10 protein-coding genes and 2 tRNA genes are annotated in these 12,059 nt (G+C 48.1%); 2 read left to right on the top strand and 10 right to left on the bottom strand.

Annotated elements, in window-relative coordinates; all coding sequences use genetic code 11:
* Window positions 1-52: 52 nt before the first annotated feature.
* Both HMPREF6485_RS09310 and HMPREF6485_RS09305 read right to left on the bottom strand, forming a co-directional pair.
* Window positions 53-577 (bottom strand): methylated-DNA--[protein]-cysteine S-methyltransferase, encoded by a 525-nt coding sequence (locus tag HMPREF6485_RS09310; protein WP_004346159.1) that lies wholly within the window; start codon window positions 575-577, stop codon window positions 53-55.
* A 177-nt stretch (window positions 578-754) separates the two neighbouring features.
* Entirely contained in the window at window positions 755-1,543 is a 789-nt protein-coding gene (locus HMPREF6485_RS09305; protein WP_004346158.1) for a class I SAM-dependent methyltransferase, read from the bottom strand.
* Between the two features lie 625 nt (window positions 1,544-2,168).
* Between HMPREF6485_RS09305 and HMPREF6485_RS14510 the strand changes: the two genes are divergently transcribed.
* A complete protein-coding gene (locus HMPREF6485_RS14510) occupies window positions 2,169-2,411 on the top strand; it encodes a VOC family protein (RefSeq protein ID WP_004346157.1) in 243 nt (80 codons plus the stop codon).
* A 223-nt stretch (window positions 2,412-2,634) separates the two neighbouring features.
* Here the strand turns inward: HMPREF6485_RS14510 and HMPREF6485_RS09295 are convergent.
* The 7 genes from HMPREF6485_RS09295 to abc-f form a co-directional block, all read right to left on the bottom strand.
* Window positions 2,635-2,706, bottom strand: a tRNA-Glu gene (locus HMPREF6485_RS09295).
* 33 nt (window positions 2,707-2,739) lie between these two features.
* Window positions 2,740-2,829, bottom strand: a tRNA-Ser gene (locus tag HMPREF6485_RS09290).
* A 168-nt stretch (window positions 2,830-2,997) separates the two neighbouring features.
* Window positions 2,998-3,888, bottom strand: a complete 891-nt coding sequence (locus tag HMPREF6485_RS09285; protein WP_007412388.1) for an N-acetylmuramoyl-L-alanine amidase-like domain-containing protein — start codon at window positions 3,886-3,888, stop codon at window positions 2,998-3,000.
* 124 nt (window positions 3,889-4,012) lie between these two features.
* Window positions 4,013-5,155 (bottom strand): DUF4421 domain-containing protein, encoded by a 1,143-nt coding sequence (locus HMPREF6485_RS09280; RefSeq protein WP_052296819.1) that lies wholly within the window; start codon window positions 5,153-5,155, stop codon window positions 4,013-4,015.
* A 74-nt stretch (window positions 5,156-5,229) separates the two neighbouring features.
* Window positions 5,230-6,213 carry a Gfo/Idh/MocA family protein gene (locus HMPREF6485_RS09275; protein WP_004346154.1) on the bottom strand — a complete coding sequence of 328 codons (984 nt, stop codon included), beginning with the start codon at window positions 6,211-6,213 and terminating at the stop codon, window positions 5,230-5,232.
* Between the two features lie 24 nt (window positions 6,214-6,237).
* The gene (gene yihA / locus HMPREF6485_RS09270) at window positions 6,238-6,846 is read right to left on the bottom strand and encodes a ribosome biogenesis GTP-binding protein YihA/YsxC (RefSeq protein WP_004341838.1); all 609 of its coding nucleotides are present in this window, start codon (window positions 6,844-6,846) and stop codon (window positions 6,238-6,240) included.
* Between the two features lie 63 nt (window positions 6,847-6,909).
* Entirely contained in the window at window positions 6,910-8,739 is a 1,830-nt protein-coding gene (gene abc-f, locus HMPREF6485_RS09265; RefSeq protein WP_004346153.1) for a ribosomal protection-like ABC-F family protein, read from the bottom strand.
* A 151-nt stretch (window positions 8,740-8,890) separates the two neighbouring features.
* Between abc-f and rho the strand changes: the two genes are divergently transcribed.
* Entirely contained in the window at window positions 8,891-10,858 is a 1,968-nt protein-coding gene (gene rho, locus HMPREF6485_RS09260) for a transcription termination factor Rho (RefSeq protein ID WP_004346152.1), read from the top strand.
* Window positions 10,859-11,173: 315 nt separating this feature from the next.
* On the opposite strand, the gene HMPREF6485_RS09255 is transcribed toward rho, so the two are convergent.
* Window positions 11,174-11,407: a hypothetical protein gene (locus tag HMPREF6485_RS09255; RefSeq protein ID WP_155814402.1), complete on the bottom strand. Its 234-nt coding sequence runs from the start codon at window positions 11,405-11,407 to the stop codon at window positions 11,174-11,176.
* Window positions 11,408-12,059 lie beyond the last annotated feature (652 nt).

Below are 12,059 nucleotides of genomic sequence, written 5' to 3'. Positions count from 1 at the left end.
AGTTTTTTATTTCCTGTCCTCATCCTATCAATGTATTAGGAGGAAGCGACAGTCATTCCAAGAGGAAGTCGGTCAGGCGGTAGCAGTCTATGCCTTCCAGTCCGAGCAGGAAACGTTTTTTGTCCATTCCTCCTGCATAGCCCGTAAGACTTTCGTCCGTGCCCACCACGCGATGGCAGGGCACTATTAGGCTCACAGGATTGTGTCCCACAGCCCCGCCCACGGCCCGGGCTGACATGGGACCACCCGTTGAGGCGATGCCGATGAGCTTGGCCAAATGGCGGTAGGTGGTCACCCGTCCATGGGGAATGCGAAGTAATTCTGTCCACACGTGTTGGCGAAATGGGGACCCTATGAGATGGAGTGGGGGTGTAAAATCAGGTGTTTTTCCGCTGAAATAGTTGTCGAGCCAGCGGCGAGTGTCGTCGAACACGGGTAGTTTGTATTCGCTGTGCTTGGGATCCAGACCGGCGGCGAAGTAGCGTTGCCCGTCAAACCAAAGTCCTGTAAGTGCTTCACCGTCTGAGGCAAGGGTGATGTTTCCAAGTGGCGACCGGTAGTGTGAAGTGTAGTGCATGTCTTGAAGGGATTTAGGGGGATTCGGTTTTGCCGAGTGGCACGTGGCCTCCCGTGTCACGATAACGTGCAAACAGATGTTTTCGTGTGCGTTAGGTACAGAATATACAAGTTAAAGGGAGTTAAAGTCCAAGCGACCTCGACTCCCTTCGTATGTTGAAATAGTGATGTAGATATGTCATTTCTTGCCGTAGATGATGCCGATGTTGACTAGCATCCACGGTGCTTGCAGATATTTCGGGATGAGCCCCGTCTGCTCCACATTAGCGATATAGTGTATCTCGTTGATACCCTCGGCCTGAAGCTGGGTGACAAACTCCTCCATGTTTCCATAAAGCCGTTTGCGCACGAAGAGGTCTTGGAAAGCAAAGCTGCCCCCTTTCTTCACCACGCGCAGGGCTTCGCGGATGAGTTGTCGCTTGTCAGGCTGGGTGCTCACCTCGTGGAACACGAAGTTGCTCACGGCCGCGTCAAACGTCTCGTCGGCAAAGTCGAGCTTCGCCGCGTCGCCCTTTGCGAAGCGGGTGCGCCCGCCCACGCCCTCTATCTCGGCGTTGCGCTCGCATTGCGCCTTGGCATAGCCCCATCCGAAGCCCCAGTAGTCGATGCCCGTCACCTGCGCTTCGGGATAGGCTTTGGCGCACCGCACGCTCAGTGCAGCCGACCCGCAGCCGATGTCGAGCAGCGTCCCGTGCCCGTCCCAGTCAAGATGGTCTATCAAAAAGTCGTGTATCTTGGGCATCAACCGTCCGCCCTCAAACGAAAATTCGCGGTGGCAGAGGTGCATGTAGACCGTCATGGACAGCGTGACGGCTGCCGCCAGTCCCATGATAATGGTCACAGTCACCAATCGGGGCCATACAAACGAAGCGGCGAAAAGCAGCAGGAGTGCTGCCGAGGCACTATAGAGCATACGCAGCAGTGGCATGGGTATCCAGTTGCCATAGTTAGTTTTCTGTTGTGTCATTATCTTTCCGGTTAATTTATTCTTTCCCCTTCGGCTTTATTTTCGTATGAAGTGCCGTAGTGTGGCAACATCGGTACAAAGATAGTCGGAATATCCCATCTCCGCAATACTTAAAAATAATGATTTTCAGCTACCATAGAGCAGCTTTCTAGCATTGCTCTCAAGTATCAAGCCTTTCTGTGGTGATTGACCGAAAGAACCATCAGACGGCAAGCCGATTTTATGAAGTGTAGAAAAGCGAAAATTCAAAGGATTATATTCCTCGTTTCTCTTTTTATAGTATCAAAACGTCGCTCATCTCGTTCTGTTTTCTTATCTTTATATTCCACAAATTTGGTGATTTCCTATTCTCTTTGTACTTTTGCATTTGTCATCATCCGGTATTTGTAGGTCGTTTCAGATATCAGACCCGAGTTCTTTATTTTGGGGAATGTGCGGGGGTAGTTTTCCACCAAGTTTGAATGAAGTTCCCGCTGAATTTACCGACGAGTATGGCCACATTAATTGGGATAAGATTGTGCGGTTGGACTCCGGGGAGAAGCGAAAAGGAACGACCATGTGATGGGACAACTATCCACAGTAGATTTTATCAGACAATATATGCATCAGACAAATTGACCATTTTGTGCTTACCACCCGTTCGCTGGCCGACTGCCTACACTTCTATACAGCTGTGCTCGGTATGCGGCACGAGGAGCGTGGTGGACACCACGCGCTGTATTCCGGCACGCAGAAAATTAATGTCCACACTGTGAAGGACGAATTCCGGCCGGCTGCGCAGTATCTCGAATACGGGGCGCAGGATTTCTGCCTCGTGACAGACGATAACCTGCATACTGTGAAGGAGGAGCTTCGCCGGGTGGGATAGTCCGTGGAATTGGGTCCGGTTGGACGTCATGGGGCGATGGGCGCAATGGGCGCAATGGAAAGCCTCTATCTGCGTGACCCCGATGGCAATCTTGTGGAACTGGCTCACTATCGGGAATTGCGGCTCAGTAGAAAATTTCCCCATCTTTTTTCTACTGAGCCGCAATTTGCACCCTGTGAAAACAAAACGCCCTATAAATCAACGACTTATAGGGCTTTCTTTGTAGTCGATAGGGGAATCGAACCCCTATGCCAAGATTGAGAATCTTGTATCCTAACCATTAGATGAATCGACCATGGTTGTTGCATCTGTAGAAAAGTTCTCTGCCTGGCGGAAGGAGGGGGATTCGAACCCCCGGTACGGTAACCCGCACGGCAGTTTAGCAAACTGCTGGTTTCAGCCACTCACCCATCCTTCCATGGGGTTGCAATCCGATTGCCAAGCATTATTTCTCAAATGCGGTGCAAAGGTAGTAGTTTTATTTTGTTCTGCCAAATTTTTGCACCGATATTTTGTTCTTTTTGTTAAAAAACGGGGGGAAATGAAGTGTGTCTTTGATGGAAAGGCTTTCACCTCGAAGTGGAACTTAATTCATTCTACATATCCGAATCCCAATTTGGGAGGGATGGCGTTGCATGTATTGGTATAATGTCATAGGCTCATCTATCACTTTTTTGTGAATGCTGGAAGCATTGAGCATGTGGAGATTACCATTTCTCCAAACGGCCAAGCCGATGTGCGATGTGTCAAGTCCCCGCTTGTTGGTTAGTATAACGATGATGTCACCGTCCCTGATTGCTGTCCGAATCAATTTTTGATTGGCAAGTAGTGCTTTGGGGATGTATCGATACCGCTGTCCGTTAATATCTTGTTCGAGGTTGCGGATGCCTGCGAGCCATTCCGGGTGCGCATAGAGCATCTTATACGATGAGGTATGTGTCGTCATGTAATCTACCCGAATGGTCTGTATGGCAGTGAAAGGAGGGGTGGGGGATTGTATGTCCTCGACAATTTGTTCTTTTTGGTTGTCGTTAATCCAAGTCGTAAAGTAGTGTTGCCGTTTGGTGTATTCTACCTTTCCACCTATATATCTAATGTAACATAATTGGTCGCAGAAGGAATGAAACGACGTGTCTCCCCGCTGTGCACAGCGGGCCAAGGCCAGTGCTTGCTCTACAAATGTGGTGCAGTCCAGTTCTCGTAAGTTTACAACGAGGCGTTCTTTTTCTGCTCTATCCAATGTGCCTCCCACGTATGGAGTACCAATAAATTGATATCCGAAATGGAGCAGCCATGAAACCGGTGGCCGGCTGAAACGGCGTGCTGCGGCAAGCATCTTCTCCACGCGTATGCTGTCGGTCGGGCGATAGCTGATGTCGTGTGAGTGTAAGAGGGGAGTAGTACTTTTCGGAATGGAGGCCTGCCCGTTGAAAACAGTTTTAGTTTGTGCCTTTGTATATGAGTGAATGCCGTTCATGCCATTTGAACGGCATATATTCAATAGCGAAATAGATAAAAAAAATGTAAGGAGGATTTTCATCATTCAAGTATATTGGGATATGTGTTATCATTGTGCGATAGGTGAAACCAAAAAGCTGGAGCTATTTCTTCCGGCCAAAGTTTACACCTACGTAGAAGTTGAGCGAACCAAAGAAGTTATTGGTAGAGAATTGATCTTTGCTGTAATTATAGGAATGAAGTATAGCACTGGCTCCGGCATACCAATGTGTATTGTTCCACACGAGTCCGAATCGGCCGATACCATCCATGTTGAAATTGTGAATATTGAAGCCTCGGTGAGTCCCGTTCTTATCTTTTTCCATATCTCCTTTTGACACTTTGTAACCTATTGCAGCTGAAAGACTTGCATTGAACAGCCAATTTCGTGCAAACACCCAGTTGTAGGAATAGCCTCCCGACACCGAAATATCCGTATAGGTCACTTTGCCGAAGAGCAGTCCGTTGTCTATTTCCACCTCGTCGGTCTGGTTACTGAGCTTGTCATCCAGCAGTTTGTCAAGTTTGTCCCAGTCGATATTGAGTGAATGGCGCGTATATCCGATGCCCATAAGTGCGGAGCCTGCTGAGCGACGTTGCACTGTCGACTGGCTATAAGCTGCGGGATAAGAGAATTTTTTGTGGTTGAAGATATAATAAAGGTTGAAACCCTTGATGCTTGCTTTAAATCCGTCAAAGGACATATTCTTGAGCGGTGAAGTATCAATATCTTCTCCTAAATACATTCGCCTGATTTTATAATCGTTACCCGTTTCCCGCCAAAAGAAATCTAATCCGAGCAAACTGCTATACAAACTCAAGTCATACTCTCTCTTTGACGAATGGCGTGAACTTGCATTAAGGTGATTGACATCAATCGTGTAGCCCAGAAAGACCCACCGCCAACCTATATATGGCCCGATGCGATAGGACATCTCGGGAGCAAATGTAATGCTTTGACCCTGTTTGGATGTCAGTCTATACACTTCGTAAGTGTTAGTGTTCTGAATCAGGGCCGTAAAATTATATCGCTGAGGTTCGATATAGGCAGTGTCGGGATTGTTGAATTCTTTAAAAAACCCTGTGAAGACATCACCTATGCGGTGGAAGAGATCCCTTTTCCGTGGTTTTACGGTTGAGTCTGCGTCAATAACCGACGGTTGAGTCACAGGCTTTAGAGGATATCCTTCCAGCACCGTTCCTTCTTCTGCAGCCCGACAAGGGACAATGGAAAAGACAAAGAACATTGTTACTATGAAGCACCCGACATGTTTCATCCTTTTATTTAATCTCGTGTCTTGTCTTCTTGACAGAATCATTCTTAGTTTTTCCACAATATGCGGTCAAGCACCCAGTTGGTAGGAGTGGCAGAGATGCTGGTGCAGTCACAATGTCCATACCCTTGCAAGTCTTCTATGACAGCTCTGATGATAGGCAACTGAACGTAGGAGGGATTGGGAACATTGATACTTGTTTTGCCCTCACTGGTGACCAGTTGTATTGGGTCGTAGTTGAACACCGAAAAAGACAGAGTGCCTTTAGTACCAATAATTTCGATGCGGTCTTCCTCTGCACTTCTATGACCTACGAAGCACCAGCTGCCACTGCCCGTAATACCGCTCTCGAAGAAAAAGCAAGCCGATATGGTGTCTTCAGCCTGATAGAGACGGGCTCGGTTGGCAGGATAGCCGTGGGCACGCGTAATGATGCCGAAATAGTCTTGCAACAAGTCTATCTGATGGGGGGCCAGATCATAAAAGTACCCGCCACCCGAAATGTCGGGGCGCAGTCTCCAGGGTTGGGCGTCACCTTTTTGCAAATCAATGTCACGCGGAGGAACAGAAAATCTCACTTGAACGTTTATCACTTCTCCGATGGTTCCATTTTGCAGTATTTTCTTCACCCGTTGAAAATAGGGAAGATACCGGCGATAGTAGGCCACGAAACAGGGTATGCCCGTTTCTTCACTGATGCGGTTGATACGTACACAGTCCATGTAGCTTGCCGCCAACGGCTTCTCCACATATACCGGTTTGCCGGCTCTCATAGCCATGATGGCAAAGGTGGCATGGCTTGAAGGAGGGGTGGCGATATAGATGGCGTTCACAGTCGGGTCGTCGATAAGCTTCTGAGCGTCTGTGTACCATTTCCTCACATGGTGACGCTCTGCATACGAACGTGCCCGCCGTTCACTGCGGCTCATCACCGCCTCTATGTGTGAACCCGGCACTTCATTGAATGCCGGTCCTGATTTCTTTTCTGTCACTTCACCGCATCCGATGAAGCCCCAACTGATTTCTTTCATTATTTCCTTTTTAGTATCATAGCCTTACTTGTTTTGCTCCATTACCTTGTTGATTTCATCTATGTAGTCAAGCAGTTCTTCGCGCCCGGTGCGTTTCTCAGCCGAAGTGATGAAATAGGGTGGCAGTTCTTCCCACCTGTCTTGGAGCGATGTCATCCAACGGGCTGCGTTTGCCTTTGCTTTCACAGGGCCTAATTTGTCGGCTTTTGTAAAGACGATAGCAAACGGAACATTGCTTTCGCCAAGCCAATCGATAAACTCACGGTCTATTTTCTGCGGGTCGAGCCGTATATCGATCAGTACAAATACATTGGCAAGCTGTTTGCGTTGCAGAATATATCCCGCAATCATTTGTTCCAGTTGCTTCAACACGGTTTTGCTCCGTTTGGCAAATCCGTAGCCCGGCAGATCTACAAGATACCATTCATTGTTGATGATAAAATGGTTGATGAGCAAGGTTTTGCCCGGTGTAGCTGAGGTTTTGGCTAGTCCCTTATGGTTGCAAAGCATGTTGATCAGACTCGATTTGCCCACGTTTGAACGGCCGATAAAAGCATATTCGAGCCTGTCGTCTTTGGGGCACATACTGACGCGTGGTGCCGATATTATAAATTCAGACTTCTTGATTTCCATAATGATGTGAATAAACCGGAGGAAAACAATCCCCCCTGATACATATTTATATTGATATTTTTCTTATCCCTCTATTTCACTCAATTCCAACCAGCGCATACTCTTTTCGTCAAGTTCGTCCTTGAGCAGTGGTAGGCGTTTACTTTTTTCTGTTAAGTCCTCAACGGAGAGAGTTCCGCTACACAGTTCTTCTTCCAGTCGTCGTTGCTCTGTTTCAAGTGAGGCTATGGCTTTTTCAAGCTGTTCAAACTCATATTTCTCCTTGTAAGTCATGCGGCGCCGACCGTTGCCGTTGTTCTCACGTTTTCTTGAGGTCTCTCCATTGTTTTTGGGGTTGCCATTATGTGAACGTGACACATCTTTGTTTTGTGCTTCCTCCCGCGATTGCATCGCAAGCCATTCCCGGTATTGTGTGTAGTTGCCGGGGAAGTCTTTTATTTCCCCTTCGCCTTTGAAAACCAACAAGTGATCCACCACCTTATCCATGAAATAACGGTCATGACTGACGACAATCACACAACCGGGGAAGTCTTGCAGGTATTCTTCCAGCACCTGAAGTGTCTGAATGTCGAGGTCATTGGTCGGCTCGTCCAGCACGAGGAAGTTGGGATTGCGCATCAACACCGTACAGAGATATAGTTTGCGACGTTCCCCTCCCGACAGTTTGTAGACATAGTTTTGTTGCTGTTGCTGGTTGAACATGAAGTATTGTAGAAATTGTCGCGCTGTCATGTGGCGGCCTCTCCCCAGATCGATATAGTCGGCAATGTCTGTAATTATGTCTATCACCCGTTGGTCGTCCCGAAACTTTAGTCCCTCTTGCGAAAAGTAACCGAACTTTACGGTGTCTCCAATGTCAAACCGTCCGCTATCGGGCGTGACAGCCCCCAAGAGCATTTTGATGAAGGTAGACTTCCCTGTCCCATTGTTTCCCACAATTCCCATTTTCTCAAAGCGTGCGAAGTTGTAGTAGAAGTCACGCAGGATGACTTTCGATCCCAAAGCCTCGTCATCGAACGTTTTCGATACGTATTGGCATTCGAAAATCTTCGAACCGATATACACGTTGCTCGCCTTCAGTCGGAGCTGCCGTTCTTCGATGCGTTGTTTGGCCACGCGCTCCAAGTCATAGAAAGCCTCTTCGCGATAGCGTGCCTTGTGCCCGCGTGCCTGCGGCATACGGCGCATCCACTCCAACTCTGTGCGATAGAGATTGTTGGCATGTTGTATCTCTGCCCGCAGATTGTCGATTCGCTCCTGCCGTTTCTCTAGATAGTAGGCATAGTTGCCCCGATAGGTATAAATCGTTTGGTTGTCGAGTTCCAGGATGAGATTGCACACCCTGTCGAGGAAAAAGCGGTCGTGGGTCACCATGAGCAGCGTCTTGTTTCCCCGTGCCAGATAGCTCTCCAGCCATTCTATCATGTCCAGATCGAGGTGGTTGGTAGGCTCGTCGAGGATGAGAAAGTCCGGTTCGGTGATAAGTACATTGGCTAGGGCCACTCGTTTCTGTTGCCCGCCACTCAACTGTCCCATCGGTTGCTCCATGTCATTGATGTGAAGTTGGGTCAATATCTGTTTGGCACGGAGTAGTCTTTCCGGTTCGCCTTGATGATTGAAGCAGGCGTCGAGCACACTTTCTTCTGGGTCAAAGGCCGGTGTCTGTTCCAGGTAACCCACCCGCAAGTCGCGCCGGTAGACGATGCTGCCACTGTCGTAGCCCTCTCGGTCGGTGAGTATGGAGAGCAACGTTGATTTGCCTGTGCCGTTGCGTGCGATGAGCCCCACTTTCTGTCCTTCGGCTATTGAGAACGAAATGTCGCGGAACAGCACGTCGGCTCCGAAACTCTTCGTTAGATTTTGTACATCAAGGTAGGGTATCTGGTTGGCCATATATTTCTTTTTTGTTTGCAAAAATACGGAAAAAATTTGGTAGTACCGAATAAAATCCCTACATTTGCACACGTTTTAATACAACTATACGGTGTTTCCGTTCGCGAAACATTCTTTTCACATTAGATTTTTTATACCATATAACTTATATATGTATAGTAAAGACGAATTATTATCGAAGGATATCTCCGAATTGGAGCATATCGCCAAAGATCTTGATGCAGTATTCAATGCCGGTGACGACAAAGAAAAGTTAGCCTATTCCATTCTTGACAAACAAGCCGAAGAGGAGGGTAGCAGCCATCCTTTGACAGGTCTCCGCCGTAAGCGTACACGCATTGCCAAGCGCGAAGATCGCGTCTATTCTGTGAAAGGCACCGATGGTGAGAATTTCGATGTCATGAAAAATCAGGTTACAGGCCCCGGGGTGAAAGAACAACCTCTCTTTAAAGACGAACCTGCCCTTTCCAAGGAACAGCCGGAAGAGGCGAAGGCTGAAGCTCCTGTTGTTTTTCCGAAACACCGCGGGCGCAAAAGCAAGGCCGAACTTGCTGCCATTGCTGCTGCCGAAGCTGCTGCCAAAGAAAAAGAAACTGCCGTGGAAGAACAACATCTGGAAACTCCGGCTGCGGATGTAAAGGCTGTGGCTGCGGAAGATGAAAAGGCCGACAAGTCAGCAGCGGATTTCATTCCCGAGGCGGAGTTTGCCACAGGTAGTCAGACTGAGGCCCAACCCGACAATGACTTGTTGGCCAAACTCCAGGAAAAAATCAACGCCCATAATGAGGTGGCCGAGGAAAAGTCTGATTCCGCAGCCTCCGGTGTGTGGGAAGGTGATCCCAATGATGGGACCGATTTTATCCCCATCGTCGACCTGCCTATCGAAGACCAGAGTGCCGTGCAGACTTACGACATGTTCGACCGGCCCATGATGATGGCCGCACCGCAGGTTCCCGCCTATCGTCCCGCTGTGGAAGAGAGAGGCCCCCAATACGATTTCTCCAATATCATTACCGGCAACGGTGTGCTTGAGGTGATGCCCGACGGATATGGTTTTCTGCGCTCCAGCGACTACAACTATCTTTCTTCGCCCGATGACATTTATGTGGCCAACACCTTCATTCGTCGCTATGGTTTGAAAACGGGCGATGTGGTGCAGTGCCATGTGCGCCCGCCGCACGAGGGGGAAAAGTATTTCCCGCTCACCGACATTGACAAAATTAACGGCCGTGTGCCTGCCGAGGTGCGTGATCGGATTCCTTTCGAGCATCTCACTCCGCTCTTTCCCGAAGAGAAATTCACCCTTTGTGGTGACCGTGAAACCACCAATCTCTCCACCCGCATCGTCGATTTATTCTCGCCCATCGGTAAAGGCCAGCGTGCGCTCATCGTAGCCCAGCCCAAGACGGGTAAGACCATTTTGATGAAGGATATTGCCAATGCCATTGCAGCCAACCATCCCGAGGCCTATCTCATGATGTTGCTCATCGACGAGCGTCCGGAGGAAGTAACCGATATGGCCCGCACGGTCAATGCGGAAGTCATTGCTTCCACTTTCGATGAGCCTGCCGAGCGCCACGTGAAGATTGCCGGCATTGTGCTTGAGAAGGCGAAACGCATGGTGGAATGCGGGCACGATGTTGTCATTTTCCTTGATTCCATCACCCGTTTGGCTCGTGCCTACAACACGGTTGCGCCTGCCAGTGGGAAGGTGCTCACCGGCGGTGTCGATGCCAATGCCCTGCAAAAGCCCAAACGCTTCTTTGGTGCGGCCCGCAACATCGAGGGCGGAGGGTCGCTCACCATCATTGCTACGGCTCTCATTGACACCGGTTCGAAGATGGATGAGGTGATTTTTGAGGAGTTCAAGGGCACAGGCAACATGGAGTTGCAGCTCGATCGCTCGCTCTCCAACAAGCGTATCTTCCCGGCCGTCAACCTTGTGGCTTCAAGCACGCGTCGCGATGATTTGCTGCAAGACAAGACCACGCTCGACCGCATGTGGATTTTGCGTAAGTATATCAGTGATATGAATCCGATAGAGGCTATGAACAGTATTCACGACCGTATGGTGCGTACACACAACAACGAAGAGTTTCTGCTGTCAATGAATTCATAGGCGCTGGGCCGTTGTTGCCATTGTGGCACGGAAGATTATTATAGCGAAAGGGGAGGGGCCGGCTTTTAGAGTCGGTTCCTCCCCTTTTTTCGTCCTATGGGGAGGATATTCCGGTCCTGTCGGTGATGATTGGAAAAATTAACAGTCTTTTTGAAAGAAATCGAAATAGCCTTACATAATTTTCTTCCTCAAAAGTATAGTGTTGTTGTTTGTGCGTCCCGAAAAGTCAAACTTCCTGCTTTTCTGATGTTGCGGAGCCCGAATGAGCATGTCAAACGGGCACACTTGAAAGCTGATTCGGCCCAACTTGCAAGCTCATTCAGCCCCGATGAATAACCCGTTCTGGCCCTTTTCCACCTGCTGGCAGTGACGGAAACAAAAAAAGGAAACACCTGCGTGCTTCCTTTGCCGATGCAAAGATACGACATGAAAAGCCAAAATGCAAATCAATGGCGAAAATATTTTCCAAAAATGCGCCTTGTGGTATTCGCCAGGCAGAATCGGATTTTTTCTTGCTTCTATGGTGCAGGATGTTAATTGATTTGTCATGCCAATATTTTTCTTTCTCTTTTTTATATGCATTGATTTACGGAATTATTTTGTGATGTGCAAATCCTATGAATGAAATAGAGAGAAAACAATCCAATTAGCAGAATTAGGTGCGATGTATGGGGGGCTTCTTTCTCGACTTGCCGTCCGTTTTCAGATGCCGGTGGGAAAGAGCTTTAGCCGGTCGATACCTCTTGTACGCCTCTGGTTGAAATTCTGCAGGCCTGCTCATAAAGGTTGCCGTAATGCTCCATCCGGGTAAAATTTGTCTTTCTTTGTATCGCTATGTACAATAAAAGTATTTCCAAGAACAGAGTCTCAAGGGTCTTACCTAATTTTGTAGATGAACTTTTAATGGCATTTCTGCAGATTTCCGTCTATTGGTTGAGTGGTTCTGATGTCATTCGCTTTGAGCACTATAAAACTGCAGGTTATCAGTTGCTTAACCAGATTCTGCTAGTTATATATTGTTAATTAAGCCGCTTATTCCCCAATGATTACGTACGAATCAACAGGGTGTTGAATGAGAAATAATCTCTAAAAATGTTGGGGAAATCACTTACAAATCAATTATACATTCACTGTAAAGGTTTGGAAAATTAGTATACCGTAGGTGTTTTTTGCTATTTTTACATTTATTAATCTATATTTC

Origin of the sequence: Segatella buccae ATCC 33574 (assembly GCF_000184945.1) — a bacterium.
Lineage (GTDB): Bacteria > Bacteroidota > Bacteroidia > Bacteroidales > Bacteroidaceae > Prevotella > Prevotella buccae.
The sequence above is the reverse complement of the archived record's forward strand: the minus strand, read 5'-3'. Positions and strand labels throughout refer to the sequence as shown.